The sequence below is a fragment of the Frateuria sp. Soil773 genome, from assembly GCF_001428405.1.
Taxonomy (GTDB): domain Bacteria; phylum Pseudomonadota; class Gammaproteobacteria; order Xanthomonadales; family Rhodanobacteraceae; genus LMSL01.
Genome location: NZ_LMSL01000040.1, coordinates 325,500 through 340,468, shown reverse-complemented (window position 1 = coordinate 340,468; position 14,969 = coordinate 325,500). Strand labels below are relative to the sequence as shown.

The following is a 14,969-nucleotide window of genomic DNA, read 5'->3' as shown; positions in this document are numbered from 1 at the left end:
ATGATTGCATTTCGGCATAATGTCCTTTATTTCTAACGCATTCATGGATATTATCCATGAATGCGCTTGCCGCTCGTCATGCTGGAGGTTTTCGATGCCATCGTGCGGGCAGGGAGCCTGCGTGCCGCGGCCGATAGCCTCCAGCTCAAGCCCTCGACGGTCAGCCATCAGCTCAAGGCCCTGGAGCAGCGCATCGGGGCGCCGCTGTTCATCCGCACCACCCGTTCGCTGACGCTGACCGATGCCGGGCACGCCCTGAGCCAGGGCTGCCGCCCCGCGTTCGAGCAACTCGCGCAGTCGGTACGCCATGCCCGCGATGCCGGCGGCAGCACGCGCGGACAGTTGCGGATCACCATGCCGGAATTCGCCTACCACACCGTGCTGGCGCCGTTCGTCGGCTCGTTCCGCGCGGCCTGGCCCGACATCGGGCTCGAGATCGTCATGTCCGACGCATTCGTCGATCTTGCCGCCGCAGGCATCCATGCGGGCATCCGCAGCGGCGACCTGGTCGAGCAGAACATGATCGCCGTGCGGATCAGCAAGCCACTGCCGCTCGCCGTCTACGCCAGCGCGGGTTATCTCGCGCGGCGCGGGTCGCCGCGCCATCCGCGCGACCTGCTCGACCACGATTGCATCCGCTACCGCTTCCACAGTTCGGGCAGGACCGCGCCGTGGGTGTTCCAAGGAACGGACGGGGCCTATGCGGTCGACGTCGGCGGCGGGCTGATCGTCAACGACCTGCCGACGCTCTATGCCATGATCGACGACGGGCTCGGACTGGGTTACGTGCTGCGCGACGCCTACGGCCGCGGGCCGCGGAACAGGAAGCGCGTCGCGTTGTTCGAGCGGGAGATCCCGCCGGCGCCCGCCCTGTCGCTCTACTTCCCGAGCGAGTACCGCGCAATGGTGCCGCTGCGACTCTTCATCGAGCATCTGCGAGCCGGCATCGGGAGCGTGTAGACGGACGGGCTGGGCACGCCGGTGTTTTGCCCGGCGCTGCGAGCTTCTGGATCAGGCTGCCATGATCGGCCATGGACACTCGCGAACCGCGCAAGCGCATATGCCGGTCGCCTCGACAAACGATGCTGCTCGCCGCCGGTACACCTTCGTATCCGGCATCCATGCCCTTATGCGGACACCGGAGGCAACGCCGTGCCTGCGACGCAATTCGTCTGAAATGCGACCGGGCGCAGAAGGCGGGCACGGCGAGCGCAAGCATGCAGCGGGGCAGGGCAATGGCCGTGCTCCACGCAAGCAAGGCTGCAAGCGGGGCTCGGAAACCGGAGGTGATACCTGTCCCGCTGAACCGATGGTTGTGGCTGGTGCTTGCTCAGGAGCCGGCCACCGGCGCCGGTCCGCCGAGGATGCAGGGGCTGGAACCGATAGGATGCGAAGCCCTGCTCTTGTCCACGGCGGACGGTTGGGCAGCCCTGAGGGTGAGGGAATGCCTACACGCGCCGGCGGATTCCGCTGCTGGAGCCGCCGCAGGCATGCGGGCATCCTGCCGTGGCCCCGCAAGTCAGTTCGCCGCCGGAAGGATTCCGGCACATAGACAGGCAGTCAGGCAAAGCGGATGAGCGGGGCGCCCCTTCTGGATGCTCAACCCCCGAGCACCATTTCAAGGCGCCACTGGCGCCTTTTTTGTTGGGCGGCGAGGGCGATTTTCCGCCGTTGTCCAGCATCGCACGCAGGTGCCCGGGGTGGGATCGGCCCCGCATCCCCACGAGGGCGAGGGGGTTTGAGTCAAGGCATGGCTCCGTGCCGGACAGCAGGTTTCCGTCGGGCGCTTGGCAGCCCCAAACCTGAGACGTCGAACTCCGGGCATGCGTGTGTCCAGATCCATGGACCCGTCAACGCCGTGCCTTCATCGCCAACCCTCCCACGGCGCAGATCGCCATGGTGAGCCCTGCCACGAGGAAGACGTCGCTGTATGACAGGATCATGGCTTCATGCGTGACACTTGCGTTGATCATCCCCAGGGCGCGCTCGCGGACCGGGGCAGCCGCTGTGCCCCAGAGTGCGGTAGCGCGGTCGATCTGGGCGTGAGCGATTGAGCGGACATGGTCGAGCATCCGGTCCTGATAGGCGGGCGAGAACGGAGTGACCGCCTCGCCGATCCGCGCGGCGTGGAGCTTGGTGCGCTCGACGACGAAGCTGCCTGCGAGCGCGATGCCGATCGCGCCGCCGATGTTTCGCACGGTCGAGAACAGACTCGAGGCGGATCCCAGTTCGCTCCTGTCGATCCCCTGTACCGCCATCACGCCCAGTGCCACGACCACGAACGACTGGCCGATCCCGCGAACGATCAGCGAAGGGACGATGACGTTGGCCTTCGCGTCGCTGTCGAGATGGATGTTCATGAAGCAGCCTGCCGCGATGAGCAGGAAACCGAGAACGATGACGGCGCGCACGCTGGTCCATTTCATGAGCTTCGGTGTCGCGAAAGACATCGCGAACTGGACGAGCCCGTAAGGGATCATCAGCGCGCCGATCTGCTCGGCGTTCCAGCCATGCGCCTCGGCAAAGTAATTCGGCACGAGGAACACGACGCCGAACACCACCGCGCCGCTCATGAACTGCATCAGGCTCGCCAAGCCGAAATTGTAGTTGCGCATCAGCCGCAGGTTGATGAAGGGGTGGGGCTTGCGCAATTCGATGACGACGAAGGCCGTGAGGGACAGCGCGGCGACGATGGCGCAGTTGACGATCAGGGCCGATGAGAACCAGTCCTCGCGTTGGCCTTCCTCAAGCAGGATCTGCAGCGTGGAAAGGCCGACCGCCATGGTCAGGATGCCGCTCCAGTCGCCTTTTCGCAGCAGATCGATACTGGACGCCTGCCTGGGTGTCGCCCAGCCGATCGCGGCCAGCAGCATCAGACCCGGCGGAATCTGGAGGTAGAAGATCCAGCGCCAGGAATAGGCTTCCGTCAGCCAGCCGCCGAGCGAAGGGCCGGTCGCCTGGGCGACGTTGTTGGCAATGGCGAATATCGCCATGCCGAGCGGATGCTTCGAGGGCGGAAGCTCCTGCACGATGATCTGGAACGAGAGCGGGATCAGGACGCCGCCGAATGCCCCCTGCAAGGCCCGCGCGACGATCATCGTGTTGATGTCGGGAGCGAGCGAGCACAGCAGGGAGAAGAAGACGAATCCGGTGGTGCCAACCATGAGCACGCGGCGCATCGAGAAAACCTGCACCAGCCAGCCGGCGAGCGGAATGACGATGATTTCGGCGACCAGATAGGCGGTCGAGATCCACGACCCTTCCTCGAAAGACGCGCCGAGGGCGCCACGTACCTCGGGAAGCGAGGCATTGACGACATGCACGTTCATGCCAGCCATGAAGCAGCCGACCGCTCCGCCCAGCACTGCTACCCATGCGCGGAAGGAAACGTGCTCGTCCGATCCATCGGCATTGGTTGCAACGCTCATCGACGGTCGCCCCGCGTATCGACAGCCACCTCGACCGACATGCCGGGCCGAAGGTCGCCGAGACGCGTCTGGCCCGGTTCGAGCCTGATGCGGACGGGCATCCGCTGGATGATCTTGGTGAAGTTGCCGGTGGCATTGTCCGGTGGCAGCAGCGCGAACTGAGCCCCGGACGCGGGCGCGAAGCTGTCGACACGTCCTTTCAGCACCTCTCCGCCAAAGGCATCCACCCCAATGCCGACCGGCTGTCCCGGCCGGATATGGTTGGTCTGCGTTTCCTTGAAGTTGGCGACCACATAGGCGTCGCTGGGGACGATCGCGAGCAGCGGCGCGCCCGCCTCGACATATTGTCCGACGCGCAGAACGCGCTGGCCCACCAGCCCGGCCGATGGCGCGCGGATGACCGTGCGATCGAGATCGAGCCGGGCCGCGTCGAGCGCGGCCCGCGCCTGGCGGACCGTGGCCTCGGCTTTGCGAAGATCGGCCATGCCGGCTTCGCGCTCGCTCTTCAGCACGGGCAGCATCCCCCGGGCGGTGTCGAGGGTCGCGTGCGCCTCGGCGACGCCGGCCGCCGCCTTGCTTGCACTCGCCTGCGCCGTTTCGAGGCTCTGCCGACTCGAAACCTGTTGGCCGAAGAGAGCGGTCTGTCGCTTGTATTCCAGTGCCGCCAACCGGCTGTCGGCCTGCCGTGCCGCGAGCGTCGCGTCGCATTGCGCGATATTCCCTTGCTGCTGGCGCGACCGGGCATCCAGGCTGGCGATTCCGGCCTGGCGGGCACTCACATCGGCTTGCGCGGCCGCCAGGGCGCCCTCGGCTGCGTCCACTCTTGCCCGGTAGTCGCGGTCGTCGATCCTTGCGATGACATCGCCGGCGCGGACCATCTGGTTGTCGCGGACCTCGACTGCGACGAGGTTGCCCGACACCCGCGGAGCGACCGTGAGGATATCGGCCCGGATGTAGGCGTTGTCCGTGCCGACCATGAAGCGCCCGACCGTCCACCAGCGGACGCCGAATGCGACGGCAAGGACGAGGAGCAGGCCGGCGCCACCCATCAGCATGGATTTGCGTGTCGCCCGCGTTGGGCGTCGAGACGCCGTTGCGGGCAGGTCGAGGGTTGCAGTATCGGTCATGGTGTTCGTCACTTCGCGGATAGGGTCAGGGAGGAAGGTGGACGGGACGCGTCCGGTTCGGGAAGGTCTACCGGCGGAGCTTGTTCCCAGCCTCCTCCCAGAGCCTTGAAAAGGGCGATCTGTGCGCGGGCGACGTCCAGGTCGGCCTGGGCAAGAGCGGCTTGGGCGTCGAGGGAGGTTCGCTGCGCATCGAGCAACTCCAGCGCCGTCGCCCCGCCAGCACTGCGCTGGATCGCGACCCGGCCGGCAGCCAGGGCGCTGCGCCGGGCCGCCGTCGTCAGAGCCGCTTGGCGTTCCAGCACGGCGCGATAGACGTCGCCGGTCTGGTTCACCTCTTTCAATGCCTTGAGGATCACGGCGTCGAACGACGCCAGTTCCGCCGCCTCTCCGGCCCGTGCCTGCCGGACTCGCGCGCGTGCGGCGGCGAGGTTGGGGAAACTCCAGTTCAGCAGGGGGCCGAATCGCCAGACGACGTTTCGCCGCGACCCAAGGTCGCCGAGCGCAGGCGAGGAATCCGCCGCACTCGCACCGATCGAGATGCGCGGATACAAATCGGCGACGGCCACGCCAATCCGCGCCGTGCTGGCGGCCAATCGTTGCTCGGCTTCCCGCACATCGGGCCTGCGCCGGAGCATCGCAGTCGTGTCCCCGGTCGGCACGGCGGCAGCGATCGTCGGCAGCGTCGTGCAGGCGGCCGCCGGGCTGGCGAATGGCTCCGGCGGATGGCCGGTCAACACGGCCAGCTCGGCCAGTGCGTTGCGACGCCCGGCCTCGAGCGGCGGGATGGCGGCTTGCTGCTGCGCGACCAGCGCATCCGCGCGCAACACGTCGATCGGTGTCCCCGCGCCGGCGTCCAGTATTTTTTGGGAAAGGTCGCGACTGTGCTCGGCCAGCGCAAGCGAGTTGCGCGCGACCTCAAGGCCATGACCATAGCCGCATGCGTCGAGCCATGCGCCGGTGACGCCGGCCGCTACCGCAACCCGGACGCCATCCACCGTCGCAGCCGAAGCCCGCAGCTCGGCATTGGCGTTCCGTATCTCGGAGCCCAACCGGCCGAACAGATCCCATTCCCATGACACGCCGCCGCCAAGGTCGATCCTCGGACCGGTGCGTATGTGCCGCGAGCGATCGTTGATCGCGACGAGTTGGTCCTGCAGCGTGCTTCCGACCCCGGCTCCGGCCGTGATGCTCGTCTGCGGCGCCAGTTGGCCGCGCGTCTCGCTCAGGACCGCATGTGCCTGGAGCAAACGGGCGGCAGCGACGCGCAGGTCACGATTGTCGGCAAGCGCTTCCCGCACGGCCGTGTCGAGATCGGCATCGCGATAGAGCTGCCACCACGACGACGGCGGGACAGGCGAAGGAGCCCCGCGTGGCGAAACGTCGTTCGCAAGGGAGATCGTGGCCCGGGGCGGCACAGCCGGCGCGGCGGCGCATCCGGCAAGCGTTGCGGCTGACAAAAGAAAAAGAGCGGCTTTGCGAACCATGGAGCATCGGCTTGGCGAGGAAGTTGGTTCCTCATTTATAGGCAAGCCGGGGTGTGTCTGTATCGCGCCTTCAGGACATGTGGTGTAGCGAATGGGACATGTTGCCCTATTTGCCGGAATCAGCAACCTCTTCGAAGAAAGCGGACGGCGTCACCCCGAAATGCCGCCTGAACATGGCCGTGAAGGCGCTCTGGCTTGCGTAACCGCAGTCGAACGCGATATCGATCACCCGGTCGCCGGCGCCCAGCCGGCGCAGCGCGAACACCAGCCGCGCCTGCTCCCGCCACTGCGCGAAGGTCATGCCCGTCTGTTTGACGAAGAGGCGGTGGATCGTCTTCTCCGCGATGCCGAGCCGGCGGGACCAGTCCGCCACCGTGGATGTCTCGGATGGGCTGGCGATGAGCGTCTCGCAAACCAGCCGGATGCGCGGGTCGAGCGGCAGCGGCAGATGGAGGGGAAGAACATCGGACACGCGGAGCTCCTCGATGAGCAGACGCATGAGGAGTTCTTCGCGACCATCGGGAAGATAATCGAGCGGCACGCTGGCCGCCGCTACGATCAGCTCGCGAAGCAGGGGAGAGACATGAATGACGCAGCTCTGGTCGGGAACGCCGCTCACCTGCGTCGCGTCGATGAAGACGGTCCGCATCCTGACCTCGCCGAACATCCGTACATCGTGTTCCATATCCGCAGCGAGCCACAATGCGCGACTGGGCGGGACCACCCAGGTCGCGATTGGCGACTCCACGACCATGACACCGGTGATCGCGTAAAGGAGCTGGCCGCGGGAATGCGAGTGCCTTCCAGTGGACGATCCGTCGGGCCAATCGACCTCCATTGCCGCCATGGGACGGTGGGCATTGTGATAATCGATGTGCTTGCTGGCGATTTCGCCGACTCGATCGGGTCGAAATGTATTCTGATCCATCGTGGCCTCGAAGGAGCGCTCATCCGCTTGGTTGGATGGCCTCCCTGTGTCCGGAAAGGGGATATGTCTGGATTGTGTAAACGGGCCAAACAGGAAACCGACGCCGGACCTGGAGGCGCAACGACGACGGGCAAGCACGAAGTACGCTCGGCGTCGGAATTCTGCAGGGAGATCCGTCCGACGGAAAGTTCGTAGCCACCGACATCAGGCTATCCGCGATAGATGAAGCAGTGGATTGCTGCCGGTTCCGTGGACGCCATCCTGAGCCGATCGCATCTGTTGCTGACTGCACGGGCTGACGCAGCCCGATGTCGGGTGCGGACGTCGGGCGCTGTGGCATCGCTCGATTGAAGAAGCGCTCCATCGCCGAGTTGTACGGACAGTTGCCGGCATCGTTGATGCATCCACAAAAAACCGCCGCTGCGCAAGCAGCGGCGGTTCCGGATTGGTGCCCGAGGCCGGAATCGAACCGGCACGCCTTTCGGCGAGGGATTTTCTTGCCACTTCGGCTTTCGCCGCCGCCCCGCACGTCGCAGGGCGTTCGTGGTCTGGAGCACGCCTTCACCGTAGCCTTGCGGCCTTAGGTGCCCGCCGTCTGCTCTCTACACCTTCCCAAGCGTACGGCTTGGGCTTGGCTCGGCGTTGACTCGGACACTGGAGCATCCAGGGCTTTCGCCGACTTTGACGGGCTTCACTTCGGAGGTTTCCATCCGAAGGCTCAAATTGTTCAAGTCCCTTGTGTCTACCGATTTCACCACTCGGGCGAGTGCGATGTGCCGGAAGCTCCTGTCTCATGCTCCACTGGCGCCGAGCGCAAGCGGAAAGGGCGTGACGAAACTGATTCTAAGCGTCTTGCGTCTACCAGTTCCGCCACCGGCTTGATTGCCGTGAGCGCAGCCACGGGCGGCGCGCATCGTAGCATGGGCCAGCGTTCCGGCCCTGCCATGCCCGATAAAAGCCCAATAAAAAAGCCCGCTGGTGGCGGGCCTTCGAGGGCTTGCGTGGAAGCCCTTGAGCGCAATGGAGGCCAGGGTCGGAATCGAACCGGCGTACGCGGCTTTGCAGGCCGCTGCATGACCACTCTGCCACCTGGCCATCGCGCATGGACCAGCACCTGGACGGCTGCGGACCCGCTTAAAAAGCAAAACCCCGGCGATCCGAGGTTTTGCGTGAAACTGGAGCGGGAAACGAGACTCGAACTCGCGACCCCGACCTTGGCAAGGTCGTGCTCTACCAACTGAGCTATTCCCGCATCGGAGCCCGAAATCATAGCAGAAGAATGCGCGATGGGAAGAGGTCGCCGCGATTTCGAATCGATGCTCGAGTTTCCCAGGCGACCGGTCAGGCGGAGCGGTTGTGGGAGCGCATGGTGCGCTGCTTCTCGCGCTGCCAGTCGCGTTCCTTTTCGGTGTCGCGCTTGTCGTGTTCCTGCTTGCCGCGGGCCACGCCGATCTCGACCTTCACCTTGTTGCCTTTCCAGTAGAGCGCGATGGGTACCAGGGTGTAGCCCTTGCGCTCGATGGCGCCGATCAGGCGATCGATCTCCTGCCGGTGCAGCAGCAGTTTCCGGGTGCGCCGGTCTTCGGCCACCACGTGGGTGGAGGCGCTGATCAACGGCGGGATCGATGCGCCGACCAGGAAGATCTCCCCGTGCTGGACGATCGCGTAGCCGTCGCCGAAGTTGATCCGCCCGGCGCGCAGCGCCTTCAGCTCCCAGCCCTGCAGGGCAATGCCGGCCTCGTAGCGCTCGTCGATGTGGTATTCGTGGCGCGCGCGCTTGTTGAGCGCGATGGTGCCGCCACCCTTGTTGTCTTTGTCCTTGGTCTTGGCCATGTCCGTTAAACTTGGGCTCGTTGCCCTGTGCAGGTCCGGCCTGAGGGGCCTGGCCCGAAGTGATTGGAAGAGATTGCCGTGATCGAAATCCGCCGCAGCGCGCTGGTGAGGTATACGCCGGCGCAAATGTTCGATCTGGTCAACGACGTCGAAGCATACCCAAAGCGCTTCGCCTGGTGTTCCGGGGCGCAGGTACTGCAGCGCGAGGGCGATATGGTCGTGGCCAGGCTGGATCTCAAGTTCGCCGGCTTCAACCCGAGCTTCACCACCCGCAACACGGTGGAGCGGCCGCATCGGCTGCAGATGAGCCTGGTCGACGGGCCGTTCCGCAGCCTGGAGGGGCTGTGGAGCTTCACGCCGCTCGGCGAGAGCGGCTGCAAGATCGCCTTCGCGCTCGATCTCGACTACGCCGGGTGGCTGGGAGGCGGGGCGATCAAGCTCGGTTTCCAAGGGCTTGCCAGCCGCATGGTCGACGATTTCGGCCGCGAGGCGGAGCGTACCTATGGATGAGCCGCTGGCCGTCGAGGTGGTGCTGGCCCTGCCGGACAGGCAACTGCTGCGTCGGGTGACCCTGCCCGCCGGCGCGACGGTGGCCGACGCGATCGCGGCCTCCGGCCTGGCGCACGACTGTCCGGGCTTGGTCGATCCGGACCGGGCGGGCATCTTCTCGCGGCGGGTCACGCCGCAGCAGGCGGTTCGCACGGGCGACCGGATCGAACTCTACCGGCCGCTGGCCCTCGATCCCAAGGAAGCGCGCCGCCGGCGTGCCGGCGGCTGAAGCCGGCTCAGTTGCCGCCCTTGTCGTCGGTGCTGGTGCCGGAGCCGAAGCCGCCGTCCTTCGAGCTGGAGTCGTCCTTGGACTTGCTCTTGTCGCCCTCGGTCTCGTCCACCGGGTAGCTGGCGTGGTACTTCTTGCTGTCCTTGACCATCTGCTGGGCGTCCTGGGCGAAGAAGTCGCCCTCGGTGCGGACCAGGGTGTCGTTGTTGAAGGTCAGCGTATAGGTGCGCACCTTGATCGGGCCGCCGCGGTGCTGCTGGGTGGAAACGTAGTCCCAGCGGTTCTGGTCGAACGGCGTGGCGACCGAGGGCGTGCCCATCAGCACCAGCACCTGGTGCTTGGACATGCCGGGCTGCAACTGGTCCACGACTTTCTTGTCGAGCAGGTTGCCTTGCTGCACGTCGGGAACGTAAACCAGGCGGCAGCTTGCCAGCGAGAAGGCCAGCATGGCGAAACCCAGCGTGCGAATCAGCTTTTGCATGCGTCTTGCGTCCCGATCGTGAAGGTGTCGGATGATACACTAACGGCCTGACAGCGCCGTTGCGTGCGGAGTAGATGAGATGGAACAGGAAACCAAAGAACTGCGCCGGGTCGGCCTCAAGGTGACCCATCCCCGCATGCGGATCCTGCAGATCTTCGAGGAGGAGGACGCTCACCACCTCACCGCCGAGGACGTCTACAAGAGGCTGCTTGCGGACCAGGAAGACATCGGCCTGGCGACCGTCTACCGGGTGCTGACCCAGTTCGAGGCGGCCGGCATCGTCGTCAAGCACAACTTCGAGGGCGGGCAGGCCGTCTACGAGCTGGATCGCGGCAAGCACCACGACCACATGATCGATGTGGACAGCGGAAAGGTGATCGAGTTCGTCAGCGAGGAGATCGAGCGCCTCCAGCACGAGATCGCGGCCAAGCACGGGTACGTGATCGAGGACCACAGCCTGGTGCTGTACGTGAGGCCCAAGCCGCGCAAGTGACGGACGCGCCGCGCCGGCGCAAGGCCGGCCTGGGCGGAAAGCGGAAGGACAGGCATAAAAAAAAGCCGCGGGAGGACTCCTGTCCACCCACGGCTGATCCGGTGATCCGTGATGCGCCGGCAGTGCGAATTGCTCGCGGTGCCCGGGTGCATCCTGATACCGGCGGAACGGCTTCCTGCCGTTCTTCGAAGCTACCGTCCCCACGGTAACTTCGGCACACCATCTTGCGATGGCGGCTCCCCCACATCGATGGAGAAAGCGTAACGAAGTGTTTACGCCGGCGGTATTGGAAAAATTCCTATGCCAGCCGATTGATATCCGCACTGGTATTGCTGCTTCGCAGCAAAACCCGCAGGTGCACGCCCTTGCGATCGGGCCGCAGCCTGAACAGGCCGCCCAGCGAGGTGACCCGGTCGCGCATGCCCTGCAACCCCCGGCCGTCGCGGGGCAGGCGGTCGGGCAGACCCACGCCGTCGTCGCGGATGTCGAGCAGGGCCAGGGCGGTCCCGTGGCGTTCGCCGATGCGCAGGCGCAGGCGGAATTCGCTGGCCTGGGCGTGCTTCACGGCATTGGTCGCGCTCTCCTGGGCCAGGCGGTAGATGGCGGTACGGGTGTCCTCGTCCAGCAGCCGGGGATCGCCGTGCATCTCGGTGTGGTAGGCGAGGCCGGCCGTGCTCAGCAGGTCGCGGATCGGACCCTCGTCGAGGGCGCGCAGCAGACCGAACTCGTCCAGCACGGCCGGGCGCAGGTCGTCCAGCAGGCGGTGCAGGGCACGCCGCATGTAGCCCAGGATGGTGTTGATCGAGGTGCTGATGTCCTCCATGCCGGCGCTGCGCAGGCGGGCCTGCGCCAGTTTCACGTGGGTCTGGATGGCGGTGATGTTCTGGCCCAGTTCGTCGTGCAGTTCGGCGGCCATGTGGCGGCGCTGGTTTTCCTCGGCCTGCAGGTTGCCGCGCGCGGCGTCGCGCAGTTGCCGGGCGAGCTGGTCGAGCCGGCGGTTGACCGCGCCCAGGTAAACGTTCTGCTCGGCGACCCGCTCGCTGCTGCGGCGCAGGGCGTCGGTGGCCGAACCGAGCATCAGCGCGCCGGTGCCGGCCACGGCGAGGAACAGGTAACCGGCCGCGTTCTGCGGCCCGTGCTTGGACTGGAAGTCGGCCAGGGCCACCGCCAGGCTCGACACCAGCAGGGACAACACGGCGCCGCGCCAGCCGTGCCGGAAGGCGAAGAACAGCACCGGGGCCAGCGCCAGCACCCGGGCGAACTCCGGCTGCGGCGCGGCATGGCGGAACAGGATCAGCAAAATGGCGATAGCCGGCAGCATCACCAGCATGCCGTCCATCAGCAGGGCGGCCAGCGCCTTGCGGGTCGGCGGCGCGCGCAGCAGCATGATCAGCAGGGGCGCGATCAGCAAGATGCCGAGGTAGTTGCTGAGCAGCTCGCGGCCCAGCATCTGGATCATCATGCCGGACGAGGAGGCGTGGTGGATCAGGGCCAGCAGCACGGCGTCCACGGCGGCGTTGGCCGCCACGATCAGTACGGCGGAGAGCAGCAGGCGGGTCGCGTCTTCCGGGTCGCGCAGGCTGGCGTGGAGGTTCGCGCGGCGCAGCAGCCAGAGCCCGGCGGCCACGGTGAGCGGTTCGGGCAGGTCGCCGATGAGGAACTCCATCCAGCCCATCGGCATGCCGGTATGCCAGTCGACGGCGGCCGTGACGGCCAGTTCCATGCCGATCAGCCAGGGCCAGTGGCGCAACGGGGCGATCAGCAGGGCGCCGAAGCGCAGGCCGAAGGGCAGCATCCAGAACGGCTGCTCGGTGGACTGCAGCAGCAGCCAAAGCAGCGCATAGGCGAGGCCCAGCACGAAGCCGGAATCCGGCAGCGAAAGTGATTTCGATTGCATGCGCGGATGGTACATGTGCGATGCTCGTCACAACGATCGAGTCGATACACCCGCCAGGTTCCACGCATGTACAGCATCGTTCTAGTCGACGACCACGCCATCGTCAGGGAGGGTTTCAAGCGCCTGATCGAGATGGAGCCCGACCTGGAGGTGATCGCCGAATGCCGCTCGGCCGACGACGCGGTGGAGGCGGTCAACCAGAGCCGGCCCGATCTCGTAGCGCTGGACCTGTCGCTGCCCGACGGCAGCGGCCTGCCGCTGATCGAGCACCTGCTCAGCGTGGCCCCGGCGACGCGGATCGTGGTGCTGAGCATGCACGACGGCGAGCCCTACGTGTCCGAAGCGCTGCGGCGCGGCGCGAGCGGCTACGTGACCAAGGGCGTGGCGCCGGAGGAACTGGTGGCGGGGTTGCGCACGGTGATGCAGGGCGAATGCTTCCTGAGCTCGGACCTGCGCCAGCGCCGCGCCGAGCGCCCGAGCGAGGAGCTCGACCCGATCAACCGGCTGACCGCGCGCGAGCGCGAGGTATTCCTGCTGCTGGCCGCCGGCCGGGCGCCCAAGCAGGTGGCGGCGGAGCTGGGCGTGGGGCAGAAGACGATCTACATCCACCGGGCCAGCCTGATGGGCAAGCTCGGCGCCGGCTCGGAACTGGACCTCTACCGCATGGCCAGCGAGCGCGGCCTGCTGTCCGAGCGGAAGAAGGGCTGACCAGACGGCAGGGGCCGGCCATGGCGGGTCGCCGGGCCGGGCGGGCAGGCGGGTTCGAGTGGGCTTTCGATCCGGCCGGGCCGGCGGTCAGGCGGTCTGCGCGCGTTCCAGCATCTGCTTGGCGTGCGCCCGCGTCTCGCGGGTGATCTCGACGCCGCCGAGCATGCGCGCCAGCTCGTCGCGGCGGCCGTTGCCGTCCAGCTTCTCGATCTGCGTGCGGGTGCTGCCGCCGTCGCTGTGCTTGGCCACGCGCAGGTGCGCATGGCCCTGCGCGGCGACCTGCGGCAGGTGGGTGACGCACAGCACCTGACGCTGCGCGCCGAGCGCGCGCAGCTTCTGCCCGACCACCTCGGCCACGGCGCCGCCGATGCCGGTGTCGACCTCGTCGAAGACCATGCTGCCGACCGTGTCCTTGCCCAGCGTGGCGACCTCGATGGCGAGGCTGATGCGGGCCAGCTCGCCGCCCGAGGCTACCTTGCGCAGCGGGCGGGGCGGCTGGCCGGGGTTGGCGCTGACCAGCAGCTCGCAGCGCTCGCCCCCCTGCGGATCGGGCTCGGCGCCTTCCACCGGTTCCAGCTCGATCCTGAGCACGCCGCCGGCCATGCCGAGTTCGGCCATCAGGCCGCTGACCTCGCCGCCGAGCCGTGCTGCCGCCTCGGTGCGGGCCTTGCTCAGCGCGGCGGCGGCCTTGGCGTACTCGCGCTGCAGGCGCTCGCGCTGCCCGGCAAGCTGTTCCAGCGCGTCGCCGGCGCCTTCGAGTTCGGCCAGCTCGTTTTGCAGCGTGCCTAGCTTGTCGTGCAGCTCGGCCACCGGCAGCCGGTGGCGCCGCGAAAGCTCGTGCAGGCGGGTGAGGTGGGTATCGACCTCGCCGTAGCGGTCCGGGTCCAGGTCGACGTCCTGCGCGTAGCGGCCGAGGCCGTCGGCGGCTTCGCCCAACTGGATCGCGGCGTTGTCGAGCAGTTCGAGCATCGGCGCCAGCTTGTCGTCCAGCGCGGCCAGCTTGACCAGCTCGGCATGGGCGCGGCCCAGCGCGCGGCGCAGGGCGAACTCGCTGTCGCCGTCGAGCAGCTCGACCACGCCGGCGGCGCCCTCGGCAAGCCGGCCGGCATTGGCCAGCCGCTTGTGGCTGGCCTCCAGCTCGGCCATCTCGGCGGGAGGCAGCGCCCATTTCTCCAGTTCGCCCAGCTCGTGCCGCAGCAGTTCGAGGCGCTGCTCGCGGTCGTCGCCGCCGCTCAGCTTGCGGATGCGCGCGCCCAGCTCGCGCCACTGCACGGCCAGTTCGCGCACCTGGGCGGAAAGCGCCTCGTTGCCGGCGTAGGCGTCGAGCAGGTCGAGCTGGTGCGCCCGCGACAGCAGGGCCTGGTGCTCGTGCTGGCCGTGGATCTCGACCAGCAGGGTGGCCAGTTCGCCCAACTGGCTGGCATTGGCCGGCCGGCCGTTGATCCAGGCGCGCGAGCTGCCCTCGGCGCGGATCACCCGGCGCAACTGGCAGGCGCCTTCCTCGTCCAGTTCCTCGCGCTGCAGCCAGGCGCGGGCCTCGGGCAGGCCGTCAAGGTCGAACTCGGCGGCCAGTTCGGCGCGGTCGCTGCCGGCGCGCACCATGCCGCTGTCGGCGCGGGCGCCGGCCAGCAGCATCAGGGCGTCGACCAGCAGGGACTTGCCGGCGCCGGTCTCGCCGCTGACCACGGTGAGGCCGGGGCCGAAGGCGATCTCGGCTTCTTCGACAACGGCGAAATGGCGGACGTAGAGCGAAGTGAGCATGGGCAGGCGCGTTGTGGAGTGGGGCGATTGTAGCGGCAGGCGCTGTGGCAA

The 14,969-nt window shown here is 67.1% G+C and carries 13 protein-coding genes and 2 tRNA genes; 5 read left to right on the top strand and 10 right to left on the bottom strand.

Annotated elements, in window-relative coordinates; genetic code table 11:
* Positions 1-60 precede the first annotated feature (60 nt).
* Positions 61-960 (top strand): LysR family transcriptional regulator, encoded by a 900-nt coding sequence (locus ASG87_RS15660; RefSeq protein WP_056007201.1) that lies wholly within the window; start codon positions 61-63, stop codon positions 958-960.
* 890 nt (positions 961-1,850) lie between these two features.
* Here the strand turns inward: ASG87_RS15660 and ASG87_RS15655 are convergent.
* The 7 genes from ASG87_RS15655 to smpB all read right to left on the bottom strand — a co-directional run bounded on the left by ASG87_RS15655 (position 1,851) and on the right by smpB (position 8,800).
* Complete coding sequence (locus tag ASG87_RS15655; RefSeq protein WP_056007198.1) at positions 1,851-3,428, bottom strand: DHA2 family efflux MFS transporter permease subunit; 1,578 nt, start codon at positions 3,426-3,428, stop codon at positions 1,851-1,853.
* On the bottom strand, positions 3,425-4,555 hold the full coding sequence (locus tag ASG87_RS15650) for an HlyD family secretion protein (RefSeq protein ID WP_056007415.1): 1,131 nt from the start codon (positions 4,553-4,555) through the stop codon (positions 3,425-3,427). The genes ASG87_RS15655 and ASG87_RS15650 overlap by 4 nt, the downstream gene beginning before the upstream one ends.
* Positions 4,556-4,563: 8 nt before the next feature.
* On the bottom strand, positions 4,564-6,039 hold the full coding sequence (locus tag ASG87_RS15645) for a TolC family protein (RefSeq protein ID WP_082583030.1): 1,476 nt from the start codon (positions 6,037-6,039) through the stop codon (positions 4,564-4,566).
* A gap of 106 nt (positions 6,040-6,145) precedes the next feature.
* The gene (locus ASG87_RS15640) at positions 6,146-6,967 is read right to left on the bottom strand and encodes a helix-turn-helix transcriptional regulator (RefSeq protein WP_056007195.1); all 822 of its coding nucleotides are present in this window, start codon (positions 6,965-6,967) and stop codon (positions 6,146-6,148) included.
* A gap of 1,021 nt (positions 6,968-7,988) precedes the next feature.
* Positions 7,989-8,062, bottom strand: a tRNA-Cys gene (locus ASG87_RS15635).
* An 81-nt stretch (positions 8,063-8,143) separates the two neighbouring features.
* Positions 8,144-8,219: transfer RNA gene (locus ASG87_RS15630), tRNA-Gly, on the bottom strand.
* 89 nt (positions 8,220-8,308) lie between these two features.
* Positions 8,309-8,800, bottom strand: coding sequence for an SsrA-binding protein SmpB (gene smpB / locus ASG87_RS15625; RefSeq protein WP_056007192.1), 492 nt, complete (start codon positions 8,798-8,800; stop codon positions 8,309-8,311).
* Between the two features lie 78 nt (positions 8,801-8,878).
* On the opposite strand from smpB, the gene ASG87_RS15620 reads away from it, so the two are divergent.
* Both ASG87_RS15620 and ASG87_RS15615 read left to right on the top strand, forming a co-directional pair.
* Positions 8,879-9,310 (top strand): type II toxin-antitoxin system RatA family toxin, encoded by a 432-nt coding sequence (locus ASG87_RS15620; protein WP_082583029.1) that lies wholly within the window; start codon positions 8,879-8,881, stop codon positions 9,308-9,310.
* Positions 9,303-9,578 carry an RnfH family protein gene (locus tag ASG87_RS15615; protein WP_056007189.1) on the top strand — a complete coding sequence of 92 codons (276 nt, stop codon included), beginning with the start codon at positions 9,303-9,305 and terminating at the stop codon, positions 9,576-9,578. Before ASG87_RS15620 ends, ASG87_RS15615 begins: the two co-directional genes overlap by 8 nt.
* Positions 9,579-9,585: 7 nt before the next feature.
* Here the strand turns inward: ASG87_RS15615 and bamE are convergent, their stop codons facing one another.
* The gene (bamE, locus tag ASG87_RS15610; protein WP_056007186.1) at positions 9,586-10,059 is read right to left on the bottom strand and encodes an outer membrane protein assembly factor BamE; all 474 of its coding nucleotides are present in this window, start codon (positions 10,057-10,059) and stop codon (positions 9,586-9,588) included.
* Between the two features lie 79 nt (positions 10,060-10,138).
* Here bamE and fur point away from each other — a divergent pair, with 79 nt between their 5' ends.
* Complete coding sequence (gene fur / locus ASG87_RS15605) at positions 10,139-10,552, top strand: ferric iron uptake transcriptional regulator (RefSeq protein ID WP_056007183.1); 414 nt, start codon at positions 10,139-10,141, stop codon at positions 10,550-10,552.
* A 298-nt stretch (positions 10,553-10,850) separates the two neighbouring features.
* On the opposite strand, the gene ASG87_RS15600 is transcribed toward fur, so the two are convergent.
* Positions 10,851-12,449, bottom strand: coding sequence for an MASE1 domain-containing protein (locus ASG87_RS15600; RefSeq protein WP_056007408.1), 1,599 nt, complete (start codon positions 12,447-12,449; stop codon positions 10,851-10,853).
* A 66-nt stretch (positions 12,450-12,515) separates the two neighbouring features.
* Between ASG87_RS15600 and ASG87_RS15595 the strand changes: the two genes are divergently transcribed.
* Positions 12,516-13,157, top strand: a complete 642-nt coding sequence (locus ASG87_RS15595; protein ID WP_056007180.1) for a response regulator transcription factor — start codon at positions 12,516-12,518, stop codon at positions 13,155-13,157.
* Positions 13,158-13,244: 87 nt separating this feature from the next.
* Here ASG87_RS15595 and recN read toward each other — a convergent pair whose 3' ends face one another.
* Complete coding sequence (gene recN / locus ASG87_RS15590; RefSeq protein WP_056007177.1) at positions 13,245-14,918, bottom strand: DNA repair protein RecN; 1,674 nt, start codon at positions 14,916-14,918, stop codon at positions 13,245-13,247.
* Between the last annotated feature and the right edge of the window lie 51 nt (positions 14,919-14,969).